Origin of the sequence: Brevundimonas sp. TWP2-3-4b2, from assembly GCF_049897345.1 — a bacterium.
Taxonomy (GTDB): Bacteria; Pseudomonadota; Alphaproteobacteria; order Caulobacterales; family Caulobacteraceae; genus Brevundimonas.
Window position 1 is genome coordinate 524,650 of the sequence record NZ_JAFCWB010000002.1, and the last position, 17,372, is coordinate 542,021.

Annotated in this window: 19 protein-coding genes; 6 read left to right on the forward strand and 13 right to left on the reverse strand. The window is 69.3% G+C overall.

The genetic code is table 11. The annotated features are described in order from the left end of the window. Window positions 1-42: 42 nt before the first annotated feature. On the forward strand, window positions 43-1,719 hold the full coding sequence (locus ACP7AS_RS06195; RefSeq protein WP_426027979.1) for a M20/M25/M40 family metallo-hydrolase: 1,677 nt from the start codon (window positions 43-45) through the stop codon (window positions 1,717-1,719). Between the two features lie 9 nt (window positions 1,720-1,728). Here ACP7AS_RS06195 and ACP7AS_RS06200 read toward each other — a convergent pair whose 3' ends face one another. After that, on the reverse strand, window positions 1,729-2,247 hold the full coding sequence (locus ACP7AS_RS06200) for a hemerythrin domain-containing protein (RefSeq protein ID WP_426027980.1): 519 nt from the start codon (window positions 2,245-2,247) through the stop codon (window positions 1,729-1,731). A gap of 64 nt (window positions 2,248-2,311) precedes the next feature. Then, window positions 2,312-3,085: a YebC/PmpR family DNA-binding transcriptional regulator gene (locus tag ACP7AS_RS06205; RefSeq protein WP_426027981.1), complete on the reverse strand. Its 774-nt coding sequence runs from the start codon at window positions 3,083-3,085 to the stop codon at window positions 2,312-2,314. 169 nt (window positions 3,086-3,254) lie between these two features. On the opposite strand from ACP7AS_RS06205, the gene ACP7AS_RS06210 reads away from it, so the two are divergent. After that, complete coding sequence (locus ACP7AS_RS06210) at window positions 3,255-3,455, forward strand: hypothetical protein (RefSeq protein WP_426027982.1); 201 nt, start codon at window positions 3,255-3,257, stop codon at window positions 3,453-3,455. On the opposite strand, the gene ACP7AS_RS06215 is transcribed toward ACP7AS_RS06210, so the two are convergent. Then, window positions 3,452-3,889 carry an acyl-CoA thioesterase gene (locus tag ACP7AS_RS06215; protein WP_426027983.1) on the reverse strand — a complete coding sequence of 146 codons (438 nt, stop codon included), beginning with the start codon at window positions 3,887-3,889 and terminating at the stop codon, window positions 3,452-3,454. The two genes, ACP7AS_RS06210 and ACP7AS_RS06215, sit on opposite strands and share 4 nt — an antisense overlap. Window positions 3,890-4,028: 139 nt before the next feature. On the opposite strand from ACP7AS_RS06215, the gene ACP7AS_RS06220 reads away from it, so the two are divergent. The 3 genes from ACP7AS_RS06220 to ACP7AS_RS06230 all read left to right on the forward strand — a co-directional run bounded on the left by ACP7AS_RS06220 (window position 4,029) and on the right by ACP7AS_RS06230 (window position 7,642). Continuing rightward, the gene (locus tag ACP7AS_RS06220; protein WP_426027984.1) at window positions 4,029-5,153 is read left to right on the forward strand and encodes a zinc-dependent alcohol dehydrogenase family protein; all 1,125 of its coding nucleotides are present in this window, start codon (window positions 4,029-4,031) and stop codon (window positions 5,151-5,153) included. 237 nt (window positions 5,154-5,390) lie between these two features. Then, window positions 5,391-6,701 carry a glycosyltransferase gene (locus ACP7AS_RS06225; RefSeq protein WP_426027985.1) on the forward strand — a complete coding sequence of 437 codons (1,311 nt, stop codon included), beginning with the start codon at window positions 5,391-5,393 and terminating at the stop codon, window positions 6,699-6,701. Beyond that, entirely contained in the window at window positions 6,698-7,642 is a 945-nt protein-coding gene (locus tag ACP7AS_RS06230; RefSeq protein WP_426027986.1) for a hypothetical protein, read from the forward strand. The genes ACP7AS_RS06225 and ACP7AS_RS06230 overlap by 4 nt, the downstream gene beginning before the upstream one ends. A gap of 71 nt (window positions 7,643-7,713) precedes the next feature. Here the strand turns inward: ACP7AS_RS06230 and ACP7AS_RS06235 are convergent, their stop codons facing one another. Continuing rightward, window positions 7,714-8,265: an OmpA family protein gene (locus ACP7AS_RS06235; protein WP_426027987.1), complete on the reverse strand. Its 552-nt coding sequence runs from the start codon at window positions 8,263-8,265 to the stop codon at window positions 7,714-7,716. 237 nt (window positions 8,266-8,502) lie between these two features. Here ACP7AS_RS06235 and ACP7AS_RS06240 point away from each other — a divergent pair, with 237 nt between their 5' ends. Further along, window positions 8,503-9,399, forward strand: coding sequence for a hypothetical protein (locus tag ACP7AS_RS06240; protein ID WP_426027988.1), 897 nt, complete (start codon window positions 8,503-8,505; stop codon window positions 9,397-9,399). Window positions 9,400-9,755: 356 nt separating this feature from the next. Here ACP7AS_RS06240 and ACP7AS_RS06245 read toward each other — a convergent pair whose 3' ends face one another. The 9 genes from ACP7AS_RS06245 to ACP7AS_RS06285 all read right to left on the reverse strand — a co-directional run bounded on the left by ACP7AS_RS06245 (window position 9,756) and on the right by ACP7AS_RS06285 (window position 17,210). Beyond that, window positions 9,756-10,508: an NYN domain-containing protein gene (locus ACP7AS_RS06245; RefSeq protein WP_426027989.1), complete on the reverse strand. Its 753-nt coding sequence runs from the start codon at window positions 10,506-10,508 to the stop codon at window positions 9,756-9,758. Window positions 10,509-10,669: 161 nt separating this feature from the next. After that, window positions 10,670-11,221, reverse strand: coding sequence for a fasciclin domain-containing protein (locus tag ACP7AS_RS06250; RefSeq protein WP_426027990.1), 552 nt, complete (start codon window positions 11,219-11,221; stop codon window positions 10,670-10,672). Between the two features lie 26 nt (window positions 11,222-11,247). Then, complete coding sequence (locus ACP7AS_RS06255; protein ID WP_426027991.1) at window positions 11,248-12,213, reverse strand: hypothetical protein; 966 nt, start codon at window positions 12,211-12,213, stop codon at window positions 11,248-11,250. Between the two features lie 79 nt (window positions 12,214-12,292). Beyond that, the gene (locus ACP7AS_RS06260; RefSeq protein ID WP_426027992.1) at window positions 12,293-14,119 is read right to left on the reverse strand and encodes an LVIVD repeat-containing protein; all 1,827 of its coding nucleotides are present in this window, start codon (window positions 14,117-14,119) and stop codon (window positions 12,293-12,295) included. A gap of 22 nt (window positions 14,120-14,141) precedes the next feature. Beyond that, entirely contained in the window at window positions 14,142-14,801 is a 660-nt protein-coding gene (locus tag ACP7AS_RS06265; RefSeq protein ID WP_426027993.1) for a DUF305 domain-containing protein, read from the reverse strand. A gap of 9 nt (window positions 14,802-14,810) precedes the next feature. After that, the gene (locus tag ACP7AS_RS06270; RefSeq protein WP_426027994.1) at window positions 14,811-15,176 is read right to left on the reverse strand and encodes a hypothetical protein; all 366 of its coding nucleotides are present in this window, start codon (window positions 15,174-15,176) and stop codon (window positions 14,811-14,813) included. An 87-nt stretch (window positions 15,177-15,263) separates the two neighbouring features. Continuing rightward, window positions 15,264-15,905, reverse strand: a complete 642-nt coding sequence (locus ACP7AS_RS06275) for an NrsF family protein (RefSeq protein WP_426027995.1) — start codon at window positions 15,903-15,905, stop codon at window positions 15,264-15,266. Next, window positions 15,892-16,455 carry a sigma-70 family RNA polymerase sigma factor gene (locus ACP7AS_RS06280; RefSeq protein ID WP_426027996.1) on the reverse strand — a complete coding sequence of 188 codons (564 nt, stop codon included), beginning with the start codon at window positions 16,453-16,455 and terminating at the stop codon, window positions 15,892-15,894. Before ACP7AS_RS06280 ends, ACP7AS_RS06275 begins: the two co-directional genes overlap by 14 nt. Before the next feature lie 107 nt (window positions 16,456-16,562). Continuing rightward, entirely contained in the window at window positions 16,563-17,210 is a 648-nt protein-coding gene (locus ACP7AS_RS06285; protein WP_426027997.1) for a hypothetical protein, read from the reverse strand. Between the last annotated feature and the right edge of the window lie 162 nt (window positions 17,211-17,372).

Genomic DNA, 17,372 nt, shown 5'->3' on the forward strand with positions numbered 1-17,372 from the left:
GATTTCGCTCTAGCGTGGTAGCGAGCAGAGGGAACCAGGGTCATGACCAGCGGCGGGGCTTCGGCGGCGGTGGCGGTTTCGATGCGGGCCGAGCGCCGCATCGTGGAACATTTGCGCGGCGCGGGGGCGACCTCCGCGCCGCGCGCCACGGTCCTGCATCCTCCCCGCGTCGTCCAGCGCGGTGCCCTGCGTCGGCTGGTGCGGCGCGGGGCGGTGATCGAGACCGGTTCGGAGACCTACTGGCTGGACGAGGGCGCCTATGCTGCCTTCCGCAGCCAGCGGCGCGGCCGCGCCTTCCTGATCCTGTTCGCCCTCGGCACCATGGCCGTCCTCGCGCTGGCCGCCACTATGGCCCGGGCCCAGACGGCGGCACCGCTCCGGCCCGATCAGGCCGCCTTCCGTGACCTGTATGAGGAACTGGTCGAGACCAACACCACCCTGTCCGAGGGCAGCTGCACCCTCGCCGCCGAGCGGATGGGCGCGCGCCTGCTCGCCGCCGGCTACCCGGCGGATGACGTGCGCGTGCTGGCACCAGCCGATCGCCCGAAGGACGGCAATCTGTCGGCGGTCCTGCACGGTACAGACCGCGCCGCCGCCCCGATGCTGCTGCTGGCCCACATCGACGTGGTCGAGGCCAACCGCGCCGACTGGACCCGAGACCCCTTCACCCTGGTCGAGGAGGACGGCTATTTCTACGCCCGGGGGGCCACCGACGACAAAGCCCAGGCTTCGGTCTGGGTCGACACCCTCGTCCGGCTGAAGGCGCAGGGCTTCCGCCCGCGCCGCGACATCAAACTGGCCCTGACCTGCGGCGAGGAGACCGCCGACACCTGGAACGGGGTCGAATGGCTGCTGCGCGAACACCCCGACGCGCTCGAGGCCGGGTTCGCCCTTAACGAGGGTGCCGGCGGCCAGCTGGACGCCCAGGGCAACCGCATCGCCCTCAATGTTCAGGCGGGCGAGAAACTGTATCAGGACTACGCCCTCGAACTGACCAACCCCGGCGGGCACAGCGCCCGGCCGCGCAAGGACAACGCCATTGCCGCCATGTCCCGGTCGCTGGCGGCGCTGGGCGACCATGACTTCGCCATGGAGCTCAACCCCGTCACGCGGGCCTATTTCGCCGCCGTGGCCGAGACCTCGCCGCAGTACGCCGCGGACCTGCGCGCCCTGACGGCGACCGACACGCCGGATGCGGCGGCGGCGGCGCGTCTGTCGGCCGCCAATCCGGTCTGGAACGCCACGCTGCGCACGACCTGCATCCCGACCCTGATCTCCGGCGGCCACGCTCCCAACGCCCAGCCCCAGCGCGTCACCGCCAACGTCAACTGCCGCATCTTCCCCGGTCATACGATCGAGGAGACCCAGGCCGAGATTGCCCGCGTCCTGAATAATCCGGCCATCGCCATCACCACCGTGGGTGAGCCCGACCCGACCTCGCCTCCCCCGCCGCTGAGCCCGGCCATCATCGATCCGATCCGCCAGATCGCCGGTCGCATCTGGCCCGGCGTGCCGGTGGTGCCGACCATGTCGACGGGGGCCACCGACGGCCGCTTCACCAACAAGGCGGGCATCCCGACCTATGGCGTCACCGGCATGTTCGCTGATCCGGACGGCGGCGGGGCCCACGGCCTGAACGAACGCATCCGCGTGCGCAGTCTCTATGAGGGCCGCGACTTCCTGTTCGACCTGGTCAAGGCCTATGCGATGCAGCGCTGAGACGCGGCCTCAGCCGTGCGTCTCGACATAGGCCTCAGGGTCCTTGTTCACCGGCTTGACCCCGGTGATATGGTCGGCCTCGAAGGCGGCGAATTTGACCGCCAGCTCGTGGCGCGTCACCAGTGAGGCGGTGCGGCGGAAGTCGGTCAGCCCCTGCCGCTCCTCCTCACCCATGTGCTTTGAGTTGACGACATTGGCCTTGCCGACGGCCTCGATCCAGGCCTGGGTGCCGACGGGATATTTCGCCACCGCCTTGACCGCATCGCGCAGCTTGTTGTGATCCTCGATGGCGTCAATCGTCTCTGGGCCCGCATCGTCGCCCTCGGCGTCGTTGGCCGCCTCGCCGACCTTGATCAGCGCCGGATAGAAGAACCGCTCCTCGGCCTCGGCATGCACATCAAGGAAGGCCGACAGCCGACCCCAGACCTTGGTCAGGGCGTCCGTGTCCTTGGGATCAATCTGCTCAAGGATGGCGAACAGGCGGCGCTGTTCGGCGTGGTCGTCGAGGATCAGCTGGGTGATGTCCATGGGGGTCCGTGGGCAAGCGTTGCGGTTCGCCTGCCCTAACCCGCCCGACCGTTGGCCGTTCCATTCAGCCCGCGTACTTGGCCATGTCCTCGTCCGAGATGTCCTCGTTCGAATAGACGTTCTGCACGTCGTCCTCGGCGTCCAGGGCATCGAACAGCTTCATCAGGGTGCCGACCGCCTCGCCGGTGACGGGCACCTCGGATTGCGGCCGCCAGACCAGCGCCGTCGATTTGGCGTCGCCGAGAATCTTCGACAGGGCCTCGGCCACTTCGTTCAGGTCCTCGAACGTCGTCCAGATGGTGTGGCCGGGCGCGTCCTCATAGATGTCGGGCTTGACCAGATCGCTCTCGACGTCCTGGGCACCCGCCTCGATGGCGGCCTCCATGACGGCGTCCTCGGTGCCGGCCTCGGCCTTGTAGATGATCCGGCCCACCTTGTTCCACATGAAGGCCACCGAGTTCATCTCGCCCAGCGCCCCGCCGTTCTTCTTGAACGCCGTGCCGATATTGGAGTTGGCCCGGTTGCGGTTGTCGGTCAGGGCCTCAACGATGATGCCCACGCCGCCGGGACCGCGGCCCTCGTAGCGGACCTCTTCCATCGTATCGACATCGCCGCCCGCGGCCTTGTTGATGGCCCGCTGGATCACGTCGCGCGGTAGGCTCTCTGCCTTGGCGTTGTTGACGGCCAGACGCAGGCGCGGGTTCATGTTGATATCCGGCATGCCCAGCTTGGCCGCCACGGTGATGTCGCGCGACAGTTTGGAGAACAGCTTGGAGCGCACCGCATCGGCGCGTCCCTTGCGGTGCATGATGTTCTTGTATTTCGAATGGCCGGCCATGAAGCTCTCTTGATTGGGCGCTGTCGTTCGCCGCGTGGCGGCTCACTGCATGAGCGCGCACGGCTTGGATCGAGGCAGGGCATCTAGCCGATGGCGGACGCGGTGTCACGGCTCCGGAACCGCCGCCGCGCGGGGACATTCTGTCTGCAACCGAACCGGAGCCGTTTCCATGACCGCCGAAGACGTCCTTTACGATGCCGAAGCCTATGCCGACGACGACCTCGACGAGGCCGACATCGTCGAATGGTATGAAGCCCGGCCCGTCCAGGTCTCGACCGCCGTCGCGACCGGCTCGATCATCGCCGCCTTTACGCTGGGCGTGCTGACCGCGGTGGGCGCTCTGGCGCTGATGGGGCGGCTGGAAGACTAGGCCTTCAGGCTCTCCAGAAAGCCGCGCATCTTGTCATCGACCGGTACGGGCCGCTCGGTCTTGCGGTCGACATAGACGTGGACGAAATGCCCGACGGCGGCCGCGTCTTCCTCATTGTTGCGGAACAGGCCGATCTCGTAGCGGACCGAGCTGGTGCCGACGTGCGCGACGCGCACCCCGGCCTGGATCTCGTCCGGAAAGGCCGTCGGCGAGAAATAGCGGCAGCCCGTCTCGACGACCAGGCCGATGGTCGCGCCATTATGGATGTCCAGCACGCCGTTGACGACCAGCAGCCGGTTCACCGCTGTGTCGAACCACGAATAATAGACGACGTTGTTCACATGGCCGTAGACGTCATTGTCCATCCACCGCGTGGAAATGGCCTGGAACCGGCGATAGTCGTTCCGTTTCGTCCGTTCGATGGTACCCGTCACGTCGTTCCCTTTTGGTTGGCGCTATCGCTCGGCGCGCGGTGCCTCGCTGCTTGAGCACGTTTTGATTCCGCGCGTCTCGGCGCGCCTGTTTCCAGCCTTGGGCTTGGCGGACGCGGCGTCAAGCGCCTAGCCTCCCTTCATGCAGACCACCGCCGCCGTTCTCCGGACCACGGGCGCCGCCCGCCCCTATGCCGACAGCCGCCCGCTGTCGCTCGAGTCGGTGACGCTCGACCCGCCCGGCCGGGACGAGGTGCGGGTGGCCATCAAGGCCGCGGGCCTGTGCCATTCGGACCTCAGCGTCATCAACGGCGACCGGCCCCGGCCGCTTCCGATGGCACTCGGCCACGAGGCCGCGGGCGTCGTCGAGGCGCTGGGCGAAGGCGTCCACGATCTCGCCGTCGGCGACCACGTCGTTATGGTGTTCATGCCCTCGTGCGGACACTGCAACCCCTGCGCCGAGGGCCGTCCCGCCCTGTGCGAGCCGGGTGCCGCCGCCAACGGCAAGGGCGAACTGCTGACCGGCGGCCGCCGCCTTCATGACGCCGACGGCGACCTCAACCACCACCTCGGCTGTTCGGCTTTCGCGGCGCATGCGGTCGTTTCGCGCCGCTCGCTGGTCAAGGTCGACGCCGACCTGCCGTTCGAGCACGCAGCCCTGTTCGGCTGTGCCGTCCTGACGGGCGTCGGAGCGGTCGTGAACACCGCCGGCGTCCGCGCGGGCCAGAGCGCCGTCGTGGTCGGTCTCGGCGGAGTCGGGCTGTCGTCGGTGCTGGGCGCGCTGGCCGCCGGTGCCTCCCCGGTCGTCGCGGTCGATCTTTCCGGCGACAAGCTGGCGCTGGCCCGCACGCTGGGCCCGGTCCTGACCGTCAACGCCGGCGACGCCGACGCCGTCGAACAGGTGCGGGCCCTGACCGGCGGCGGGGCCGATTTCGTGTTCGAGATGGCCGGCTCGGTCCGCGCCCTCGACGCCGCCTGGCGCATGACCCGGCGTGGCGGGACCACCGTCACCGCCGGCCTGCCGCCACCCGAGGCCGCGCTGGCCGTCAACGTCGTCTCCCTCGTGGCCGAGGAGCGCACGCTGAAAGGCAGCTACATCGGCACCTGTGTCCCCGGCCGCGACATCCCCCGCTATGTCGCCCTCTTCAGACAGGGCCGCCTGCCGGTCGACCGCCTGCTCAGCGGCACAATCGCCCTGTCGGACATCAACGCCGCCTTTGATCAATTGGCCGACGGCAAGGCTGTCAGAACGGTCATCCGCTTCTGACGCCCTAACCTTGACCATAAGCTGTATACGGAACACCGATATACTTGCCCTTATCTTGTCGTGGTGTTGATCCTGTTTCGCTTTAAAGCGTTGGTACCGCAGATCGTCGGTAGCTGAAGTACCAGCCTGACCGCGTATGTTTGGTCCAGGCTTATTTCCCTCGCGTTCCCGATTATCCGACCCGTCGGCGCCGATGCGCTGACCGCGGCGCCGACCCCGGCGCGCCGCGCGCTGTACGTGCCGGTCCACGTCAAATTCACAGTCGCCCTGTGTTTCGCCATCGCCTGGACAGCGCTCAGTGTCTGCCTGTCATTGGGCTGGGTCGCCGATCTGTCCGGGATTGTCAGCCGCCCCGGCGCGCTGATCATCATCGGCTTCATCGCCTATGTGCCGGGCTTCATGAACGCCTTCATGATGAGCACCATCATCCTCGACCGGCGCCCGCCGCACGCACAGCCTGCCGTCTATCCGCCAGTCAGCATTCTGGTCGCCTGCTACAATGAGGCGCTCAACATCGGTGACACCCTGACCAGCCTGGCGGCGCAGGACTATCCCGGGCCGTTCGAGATCATCGTCCTGAACGACGGGTCGACCGACGATTCCATGCTGGTGGCCGCCCGCATCATCGGCCGGCTGAGGCCCCGGACACGAGGGCGCATGAAGCTGGTCAATTTCGATGCCAATGCGGGCAAGTCGACCGTCCTCAACCGCGGCCTCGGCGTCGCCGCGCATGACCTGATCGTCACTGTCGACGGCGACTGCTGGCTGCGCGCCGACGCCCTGACCCGCATCGTCGAGCGGATGCTGTCGGACCCGCCCGGGACGGAGGCCGTCGCCGGATCGGTCCTGGTGCGCAATTCGCGCCGCAACCTCCTGACTCGGGCGCAGGAGTGGGACTATTTCCACGGCATCGCCGCGGTGAAGCGGATGCAGAGCATGTTCCACGGCACGCTCGTGGCCCAGGGGGCCTTCTCGCTCTACACCCGGCGCGCGCTGGAAAGCGTGGGCGGCTGGCCGCACTGCGTCGGCGAGGACATCGTCGTCACCTGGGCGCTGCTGAGGAAGGGCTATCGCGTCGGCTATGCCGAGGACGCCCTGGTGTTCACCAACGTCCCGCACGAGTTCCGCCAGTTCGCCAATCAGCGACGGCGCTGGTCGCGCGGCCTGATTGAGGCCTTCGCCGCCCATTGGCCGATGCTGTTCCAGTGGCGACTGTCCACCCTGTTCATCTGGTGGAACCTGCTCTTCCTGCCGCTGGACCTGGTCTACACCTTCGCCTTCATCCCGGGCCTCATTCTGGCGGTGTTCGGCATCTACTGGATCGCCGGCCCCCTGACGCTGGCGGTGCTGCCGCTGGCGGCGCTGTGGAACTGGTTCATCTTCCGCGTCCAGCGAAGGATGTTCCGCGCCCAGGGCCTGCGCGTCCGCCGCAACCCGGGCGGCTTCCTCTTCTACGTCTTCGCCTACAGCCTGCTGATGCAACCGGTCTGCGTCGCGGGTTATTTCGCCGAGCTCGCCGGCCTGAGAAAGACCTGGGGCACCAAATGATCCGCGCCGCCCGCTTCATCATCACCGCCGCCGCACTCGCCGGTGCCTCGACCGCCGTCGCCGGGGAACGGCCCTATTACGAGGACAGCACCGGCCGGCGGCCGGTGAACCCGGCTGTCGGAGCCGATCTGTTTTACGCAAGCGACGCCGACGAGTCCGAAACGGTCAAGGCCGGCGTCAATCTGGACTGGCAGTATCAAGGCCCCGACCGCTATCAGGGCGTCCGCCTCGAAACGGCGCGTTTCACACCGCCCGGCGGAGACCCGACCGAGGAGCAGCGCGTCTATTCCCGGTTCGCCCGCGAGGGCCGCACCTGGTCCTCGACCGGCATGATCGGCACCAATGGTGACACCGTGCTGGGATCGTTCAGCGTCCACAACGACGCCCGCGTCCGTCAGGAGTATTTTGTCGAACGGGATCGCCTCGAGACCCGTCAGGGTCTCGATCAGGATCTGTATTTCACCTTTGCCGGCGCGGCCTTCGACCTGCCGGTCGACGACTTCAACACCTTCACCGCCCTGGCCGGCGTGCAGGAATTCGGCGGCGACAACCTGCGCACCCATCTGCGCGCCCGCTACGTCCATGTGGTCAAGCCGGAGTGGGGCCTGAGCGCCCAGATCCGGACCCGCGCCTTCTACAACACCGACCCGGGCGAGGCCGACTATTTCTCGCCCGAATGGTACGTCGAAGTGCTGCCGGTGGTGCAGGTCCAGCGCTTCAACGACGGCTGGCGCTATCAGGTCGCGGTCGGTCTGGGGGCGCAGCGCGACTCCGGCTCCGACTGGCGCGCCGCCCGCTATTTCGAGGCCTCGGTCACCAGTCCGAAGATCAACCGCGACTGGTACGTCAAGGCCGCCGTGGTGCACAGCAATACGCCGGTCAGCAGCGGCTATACCTACGACTACAACCAGCTCAGCGTCTCGCTGACACGGGGGTTCTGACCCGTCGGATCAGACCGGCCGGAGGCGGGCGACCGGGCCCGCAGGTCCGGCCGCCCGCTTGCGGGTTGGCCCTAGCTGAGCACCACGATCGCCACGCGCCGGTTCTGCGCCCGGCCTTCGGGTGTCTCGTTCGGTGCCACCGGCGAGTCCTCGCCATAGGAGATGGTCGCCATGCGGTTCAGGGCGATGCCCTGCCGGCTCAGGGTGCGGCGCACGGCTTCGGCCCGGGCCTCGCCCAGCTGCTCATTGTATTCGGCGTCGCCGCTGGCGTCGGTATAGCCCTGGATCTCCAGATAGACGTTGCGGTTCTCGCCCTTCAGGCGCTGGGCCAGGGCGGCCAGACGCTGTTCGGCTTCGGGCGACAGGGCGTGGCGGTCGGTGGGGAATTTCACCGAGTCGTCCGACAGCACGACCTCATAGAGGAATTTGCCCTCGGCCAGTTTGTGAGCCGCATTGGCGCGCTCCAGCGCCTGTCCGGCGGTGCCTTCGACCTGGGTCACCCGGGTGTCGACCACGGCCAGATTCTCACGCACGAATTGGTGGCTGGCGCAGCCGCTGGCCGCGAGGCCGAGGGCGAGAACCACGCCGGTCATGGCCGCCGTCCTGAGTTTCGTTCGGGTCAATTGTCGTCTCCTGATGGGCGGGGCGCCGCTCCCGCATCGGTGCGCGGACGTGACGGTGCCGTAACCCGGACGGCGGAGTGATGACCGGCGCGGGGCCAAATCACGTCACCTTGACCGTTAGCTGAGCTGTGCGGGGACCGTGCGCGGTGATGCCGCCGCGGCGCCACCTTGTTGACGCGGCCGGGTGGTCTTCAGGTCGTCGCGGGCGCAGCCGGGCCCGCCGGACGAGACCCTGCCGTGCGGCCAAGCCACGAGACGCCAACAGGAAAATCACCGGACGGGCCGCCGCCCGCGGCCCGCCGGCCCACCGGGGCCGCGCCACGGCTGCGGGCCTGGGCCCCCGCCGTCGCCCTCAGCCTGACCGCCCATCTGGTCCTGTTGCTGGCCTTGGTATCGGTCCGCGCCGGGCCGATCACAATTCTTGCGCCCGCGCCTGAACCGCGCGCCGTCGTCGTCACCCTGACCCGGCCACCGCCCCCGCCGCCGCCGCCTCCGGCCCCGGTCATCGCCGACCCGCCGCCGGGTCCGGTCAAGCCGACGCCCACCGCGGCCACCCCCTCGTCCGCCCCCCCGCGCCTCCTCCCCGCGCGTGCCGCGCCGCGTCCCCGTCCGGTCCGCACGCCCCCGCCGCCCGAGGTGCCGACCCTGCCCGCCAACCCCGCCCCCGTGGTCGCGCCGATGGCCACCATCGGCGAGGCCCAGCTGGCCGGCGCGCTCCGGGCCGGGACGGGTCAGGGCGCGGGCACCGGCTCAGGCGGTGCCCGCGGGGGCGGCTCTGGCTCTGGCGGGACCGGCGGCGGGGCCTGCGACATGGTCCGCCGGCTGCAGGACGCCTTGCGGGCCGATCCGGAGGTCCGCGCCGCCGTGGCCCGGGCCTACCGTGCCATGCCCGCCTCGGGCCGCGCCATCCTGGTCTGGAACGGCGACTGGATCCAGGATCCGGCCCAGACCGGCAAGGGTCTGGCCGGGGTGCGTCAGGCCATCGCGCTGGAGATCGCCTTCTCGCCGCGCGACTGCCGGACCCGGCCCATGCGCGGCCTCGCCGTCATCGCCCTGGCTGACGGTCCGGCCGCGCCCCGGCTGGCGCTGGGCGGCGGCGACTGGCGCTGGACCGACCTGCTGGGCGTGCGCTGACGCCGTCGGCCATAGGTTCAATCGACATTCAGCAGAGCCGCTAGAGCGAAATCGGTCTTGATGGACGCAGTCCATCAAGGCTCAGATTTCGCTCCAGATTGATTCTGGACCATTTTTTGGATTCAGGTCGATTCGACCTGAAACAAAAATGGTCTGGTCGTCCATCAAACACCGTCTTTCCGGGGCCGCAGAGCGGAACTCGGAACCCAGGGGGACTGGACTCGACTCTGGAACCTGGGGCGGACGGCGGCGTCCAGACGCCTGGATCCCGGGTTCTTGTCCCGGCTGCGCCGGTCCCGGCCCCGGAATGACGGGGAGGGATGGCGGGGGTACCGACGCCTGAATGTCGATTGACCCTAGGCCTTGTCGCGCACCCGCATGGCCCCGCCCGAGCCGGTCTCGACCTCGAACCGCCCGGTCGCCCGGATCAGGTCCGACAGCTTGGCGTGGCCATAGGTCCGCTGGTCGAAGTCCGGATAGGCGTTCCTCAACCGGTTGGCGATGCCGCCGGCGGTGACCCAGCCGTCGCCGTCCTCTTCCATGTCGGCGATCACCGTGGCGATCAGCCGGGCGGCCTCGACCGGCTTGCGCTTGCCCGGTGCCGGTGCCGCGACCGCCTCGGCCCGGCGCCCGCCCGCCGCGGGGGCCGGGGCCTCGCTCACCGGCGCGCTCAGGTTCTCGGTGTAGATGAAACGCGTGCAGGCCTGACGGAAGCTTTCTGGCGTCTTCTGCTCGCCGAAGCCGAACACATCGACTCCCTCCTCGCGGATCCGCGACGCCAGCCGGGTGAAGTCGGCGTCCGACGAGACCAGGCAGAAGCCGTCGAACCGGCCCGAGTGCAACAGGTCCATGGCGTCGATGACCAGGGCGATATCGCCCGAATTCTTGCCCTTGGTATTGGCGAAATTCTGCTGCGGCTGGATGGCGAACCGGGCCAGCACACGGGTCCAGCCGGCCAGCTGGGGACTGGCGAAATCCCCATAGATGCGCCGCGCCGAGGCCTCGCCCAGGGTCGCGATCTCGGTGAACAGCGCCTCGGCGATCCGCGCCGAGGCATTCTCGGCGTCGATCAGTACGGCGAGGCGGGGCGGCTTGGCGTCGGCGGGCATGGCGGTGTCTTTCGGGGGCGGGAGCGGCGCGCAGGGTCGGCCGCGCCGGCGGGCGGGTCAACGGGGTCGAGGTCCGAGCGTGTCCGCGCCGACGTCAAACGCCGGGCCGCCCCGCGAACGCGGGGAGGCACGGACGCTTCGCCGTCCGGGGAGCGAGCCCCCTACCCCGCCGCCTTCACCAGCAAGGCATCCACCGGCTGGACCACGCCGTTGCTGGCCAGGGTCTCGTCGCCCGTCAGACGGCCGCGTGCGCCGTTGTCGCCGGTGACGGTCAGGGTGTCGCCGTCCTTCGAGAAGGTCAGCAGGCTGTTGGCCATGGTGCGCATCTCGGCCGTGCCTGAACTGCCTCGGTCGATGGCGGCCCGGATGTCGGCGCGGGTCAGGGCACCGGGCACGATATGGGCGCGCAGCATGGCGGCCCCCTGGGCCTTCATGGCTTCGTCGCCCAGATCGCCGGCCGAGGCGGTGAAGGCCGCATCCGAGGGGGCGAACACCGTATAGGGCCCCTTGCCCTCCAGCACCGCGCCGAGAGCGGCGTTGTCCAGCACCCGCTCCAGCGTGCCGAACGCCCGGTCGCCCTTGAGCGTCGCGGCCAGGGTCCGGTTCGAGGGCGTGGCGGCCGCCGTGCCGTCGGCCTTGCCGTCGCCCCCGCCACAGGCGGCGAGGGTCATCACGCAGAGGGGCGCGACCGCCCAGTGCATCTTCATGTTCATGGTCATGGTCCCTGTGTCGTCGGGGCTCAGGTCAGCAGTTGGATCACGGTCGTGATCAGCTGGGTCTTGGGATCGGCCTGGTACACATAGCCGTCGTTGTAGCGGTACATGGACGTGGCGTTGTCCGCGTACTGATCGCGATAGGCATAGGGCACATTGTAGACGTCATAGCCGCTGGGCAGACGCTGGCCAACGCCCAGGTTCTGGCCGGTCAGCAGGGCGGCGACCTGACTGATCGTATTGGTCTGGGGATTGACGCCGTACAGCGCCCCGTCGGCATAGCGGTAGTCCTGGTTCTGGTTCAGGCCGAAATAGCTCGCATAATAGTCGGGAGCCGGCTGGTACTGGTACTGGCTCGGCCAGGCTGAACCGGGCGACAGCGCTCCGCCCAGCACGGGCAGCCAGCCCAGCAGTGATCCCTGCGGGTTCGAACGGTACAGATAGCCGTCGCGGTACTCATAGCGGTTGGCGTCGTCGCGGCCGCGCCAGATCCAGTCATAGCGGTCGGCTCCGACGGCGCGGGCGATCTGGCGGGCCTGACCCGGGGGCAGGCAGCCGTTGTTCTTCTTCGCCAGTCCAGGCGGGCAGCCGGCGATCAGGCCGCGGTCATCATCGCGGCGGAAATAGACCACGGGCTGGCCGTCGCGGGTCTGGAAAACCTCGCGCTCGACCGCGCGCCGGATGTCGCGGCGATCCTCGTTGCGATCGTCATTGCCGCTCCCACGAACGACGTCGGCCATCCGGATATCGGGGCGCAAATCGGCCCGCATGTCGGGGCGCTCGGCCCGGCGCGCCTCGCCGCGGCCATTGCCGCCGTCGTTGCCATTGCCGCGCGCTTCACCGCCACCACGATGACCGCGCTCCTGATCGCCGCCCCGCTGCCCATGCTCCTGTTTGTCGCCGCCCTTGCCGTTGCCAGGGTCAGCCAGCACCGCCGTCGGCGCGGCCAGAGCGAGGAGAAGAGCGGAGGTAATCGGAACAAGCTTGTACATGGGAAACCCTTTCGGTTCCGATGCACAACGTTCGCGGACGGCGGCTGTTCCGGCCGCCACCGCCCGCGGAACGGATCGTTCAGCCCGCCCGACGTCCGAACATGGCCGCCAGCGCCGTCATCCGGCCCTTGTCGGCACCGGTGGCCTTGTCCGCCGCGGCGGTCAGGGCCGTGGCCAGGGCGGCGGAACCGCGCCGGTCAGCCCGGCCCGCGCGCCACTGGCCGACGGCGGCGCGAATGCGGTCGTTCAGGGCCGTGTCGGCACCCGGTGCGCGCGCCAGCTGGTCCAGATAGGCCTCGGCCACGTCCGGGTGGTCGGCGAAGGCGAAGCGGGTCTGGGTCTGCGGGTTGATCTCGTCGGCCATGACGCTTTCAGCCGCCGCGATCTCGGCCGCCGACAGCTGGTCGCCGGGAACCAGTTTCAGCACGTCGAGGCCGCGCGCGATCTCGCTGCTGTAGATGCGGCCGTTGAGCCAGTAGGCCGACCAGGAGCCGCCGACGATCAGCTTGTCGGCGTCGATCGGACCGCGGTCGAACCAGGCGATCTCGACCGGCTTCAGCGGATCGGTGAAGTCCATCACCGAGACGCCGCCCTGGTACCAGGCCTGGACCATCAGGTCGCGGCCGGGGACCGGGATCAGATTGCCGTTGTGGGCGACGCAGTTCTCGGTCGCGCCCTGGGCCGAGGGCAGTTTGTGGAAGCTGCGGCCGGTCAGGGTGCGGTTGTCGATGGTGGCGACCATATTGGCACCCCAGGTGGCCGGGTCCGTCGCCTGGCAGCGCGCGCCGATGCCGCCGCCCCATTCATCGGTGAAGACGACCTTGTCGCCGGCGTTGTTGAAGGTGGCCGAGTGCCAGTAGGCCATGTCGGGGTCGAAGATGTCGGACAGCCGGGTCGGGTTCTGCGGGTCCGAGATATCGAGCAGGATGCCGTTGCCGCTGCAGGCGCCGGCGGCCAGCCCGATCTCGGGATAGACGGTGATGTCGTGGCACTGGTTGGTCTGGGCGGTGCGCTGGCTGGCGAGGCCGGCGGCCCCGCCGCGCCACAAGCCGGCGACGCGGCCGCTGGCGTCGGCGAAGATGCGGGGGCGGTTGACGATCGCGGCGTCCTGCGGCCGGTCGAGGTTCACCTTGATGACGTCGATCGAGAACAGGGCGGTGTCCGGGTTGGTGTCCGGCTGGCCGTCCGAGCAGATGGCCAGTTCCCCGGTCTTGCGCACGCCCGAGGTGCCCTGGTTGTAGACATACAGGCTGCGCGGATCGGTCGGGTCCGGGACCAGGGTGTGGGTGTGCGAGCCGCGGCAGGTCTGGACGGCGGCGATCTGGCGCGGCGCGTTCAGGTCGCTGATGTCGAAGATGCGCACGCCACGGAAGCGTTCGGCGTTGACGTCGCCCTCGGCACCCGAGGTGCCGCAGTCCAGCCGGCCGCGGTTCTGCTCCACCGACATGAACAGCAGGTTGCCGTGCACCGAGACATCACCCTGACCGCCGGGGCAGACCACCGACATGACCAGCCGGGGCGGGCCGCTCGAGATGTCATAGGCGTTGAAGCCGTTGAAATTACCCACGAAGAGCCGGCCATTGGAGATCGCCATATCGGTGTTGGCCAATGCCAGCGGGCCGTAGCGGGGGGGATTGTCCCGCATCCGGGCCGCGTACGCCTCACCCTCGGCCTCGGTCTGGGGCGGGGCGAACAGGGCCTCGGGATCGAAGAAGCCGGGAGCCGGCTCGAGCGAGGATTCCAGCACCATGCCGGAGGCCGCCTGCCCGGCGTCGCGCAGGCCGCCGGACAGGGCGGTGCGCGCATCCGCCTGGATGGTCTGGCCCGCCTGGGCGGCGGCGGCGGTGGCGGCGAGCGCCAGCCCCAGGGCCGCGACGGAGGAAAGCAGAAGGCTGCGAACGTTCATGGCCGCTCTTTCGTGAAGGGGTTCAAAGGTCAGACAAAAGGGATTGCATGCGCAGGATCTCGGCCGACTGATCGGCGACGACCGAGGAGGTGAAGTCGGACAGCATCGTGTCCTGGGCGGCATCCGGCGTGGCCAGCAGGGTGTCGACCATGTCCAGCGCGCCTTGGTGGTGCTGGATCATCCCCTCGAGGAACAGGCGGTCGAAGGCCGGCCCGCGCGCGGCGGCCAGGGTCTGCATCTGCGCCGGCGACAGCATGCCCGCCATCAGCGGCGTGTCGCTGGCCGGCATGGCGTGACCCGCGTGCATCGCATGGCCCATCCCCGCCATCTCCAGCGGCTGGCCGCGCGCCGTCAGCCAGTCGCGCATCAGCGCCATCTCGGCCTCCTGGCTCAGGGCGATGCGCTGGCCCAGCCGTTTGACGGTCGCGTTCTCCCCCTGCGCCTGCAACAGGCCGACCATCTCCACCGCCTGGGCGTGGTGCACGATCATATGCTGCATGAAGCCCACATCGGCCGGGGTGAAGCTGGTCCGGCCCAGCGCCACGGCTTCGCCGGCGGTGATGACCCGCGACGCCGCCCCCGGCGCGCCCGGCTGAAAGATCGGCGGCGTCTGCGGGCGTGATGGCACACCCGGCTGAACCGCGATCAGGCCCGCCAGCCACAGACCTGCAAGACTGTGCAACAGCGCGGCCTAGGCCCGCGTTCCGACGGCGCTGAATTTGCCGTCCTGCAGACCGCCGATGACCCAGTTCAGGGTCCGGCCGCCGGCGTATTTGACGCTCCAGATCTCGACGCGGCCCTCGGGCGTATCCTCGGCCTGGACAAAGGTCATCGCCTCGATCGCGCCGAGGGCGGAAAGCCCCGCCGCCATGCCGCTGACCTGGGCGTTGCAGGTGTTGAGCAGGGTGTCCTGCATCAGCTCGGCGAGACAGGTGCCGTTCGCGGCCTCGGCCAGGATGCGGGTCAGTTGCGGCCCGTACTGGCCGTCCTCGGCCATCGCCGGAAACGCCATCAGGCCCGCGGCCGCCACGCCGGCCAACATCAAACGGATACGCATCGCCAGTTCCCCCAGACGGTTTCGAGAACCATGCCCCGGTGCGCGCGCCATCACAACCGGTCACCGCATGACAAAGCGTTCACGCGCCTACCAGCGGAAGGCGACCTTGCCGATCAGGGCCCCGGCGCCGACCGACAGGGCGATCCCCAGACTGTACCAGAGGGCCACAAAGGCCGCCGTGTATTCCGGGCAGTGTAGGCCGTACAGCGTCGTCGCCAGCCCGGCCGAGACCAGCCCGGCCGCCGCCCCCGCCGCGCCCGGCCGCACGGGCGCAAACCGGCGCGCGGCAAAGAAGATGAACGGCGCGCTCATGGCAAACAGGCCCAGGATGTAGACCGGGCAGACCAGGGCCGAGACCCCCATCATCAGCCCCATCCGGTCCGCGGGCGCCGCCAGCGCCAGCTCGATCCCGGCGCAGGCTACAGCCACCCCGACGATCAGCGCCAGCAGCACGATCGGACCGCGCGCAGACCGCCCCGGCCGTCCCAGCCGGTCCAGCATCCAGAAGCCCGTCGCCCCCAGGGCCATCGTATAGGCCGCCTTGAGCCAGAAGGTCGGCCCCGCGACCGCCGCCGCCAGATCGGACCGCAGGCCCATCCCGGCGAGGATGCCGACCATCACCATCGCCGCCGCCGGCAGCATGAAGCCCAGCAGCCGCAGCTCCAGCTGCCCCCGCCGCGTCGGCTCAAGGTCCAGCGCCAGCCCGGTGATCAGGTCATCCGTCTTCATGACCGGCCCCTTTCGTCCCGTCGGCGAACCGCCCGGTCAGGGTCTTGAAGCTGCGGTGGATGCTGACCTTGGCGGCGGCGACGGAATAGCCGTGCCGCTCGGCCGCCTCGGCCATGCTCAGCCCCTGCACCTTGACGTCGTGGATCAGGGCCCGCTGACGGGCCGGCAGGATCGACAGCACGCGCGACAGGTCGCGGCGCGCCGCCCCGTCCTCGACCGTATGGTCCGCGATCAGCTCGGCGGCGTCGTCCAGCGGCTCAGTCAGCCGCCGCCCCTGCCGGCGCAGGTGGTCGATCAGCTTGTGGCGGGCGATGGTGAAGGCCCAGGCCGTGAACGGCTGGCCGCGATCCCACGTCGCGCGCTTTCCGTGAATGGCGATCAGGGTCTCCTGCACAAGGTCCTCCGCATCGCTCTCTCCGTGGAAGAGGCGACGTTTGAAAAACGGCCGCAGATGCGCGGCCAGATCCGACAACAGCACGCGCCAGGCCCGCGCGTCGCCGTCGAGGCCTTTCAGCATCAGGGCTTTGAGTTGCGTTTCCCGATCGAGCACGTTCGACTTCATCTACGACGCGGAGGCCCACAGGGTTACACGCCCGCCCGCAAACGCTACACCGAAAAATCCGAAGCCCCGATGGCCTTGGACGGGGGCCGGAAAACTCAGCGCCACGGCCATTCGCCCAGCTTCGTCCGCCGGTCCAGATTGGCCTCGCTCGGCGGTGCCGACAGCCAGTCCCGCACCCAGCCCTCGATCTCGACGTCGGTCACGTTCACCCGCGCCGGATGCCCCAGTTCGCCCAGCCGCTTCTCGGCATAGACGGCCCGCATCATCAGCTCGCGGGTGTTGTTCCCCACCGCCCGATGCCGCGCGGCCTGATAGTCCCAGTAGTGCGCCTTCAGGGCCGCGTCCGGATCGTTCGCCCCCTCGTCCTTGCGCTCGAACCGCTTCGTCACCGCCCCGTCCGGATCGACGATGATCTCCAGCAGCAGCCCCAGATCGATCGTCGCGATCGACCCGCCCCCACCCCGCCCGTCCGCCGCCCGCTCGCCCAGCCGCGCATAACTCTCGGCCAGCCCCGCCAGCGCCCTGGCTTCGCTCCAGAGCCGCCCGGTCATCGCCCGGCCCGAGGTCACGGTGGCCAGCCTCGCCAGCGCCTCCAGATCGCCCGACAACGCGATTTCGATCCCTTCGATCCCGTCGAACAGCCGCGCCGCCACGGCCTCGGGGCGCTTGGGCCGCGCCTCTTGCGGTGCCTTCCGCGCGGGCGGCACGGCGCGACGGGCGCGGCTCTCGAGGCGGGATTTCATGGCAGGTCCTTTCGGTCTCCCTCCCCCGCCCGGGGGAGGGTGGTCGCGAAGCGACCGGGTGGGGGCGCTTTGGCGAGGCGAGCACCGGCGCTGGTTTCGCCGAGCCCTCCCCACCCCGTCGTCGCTTCGCGCCGACGACCCTCCCCCAGGGGGGGAGGGAGA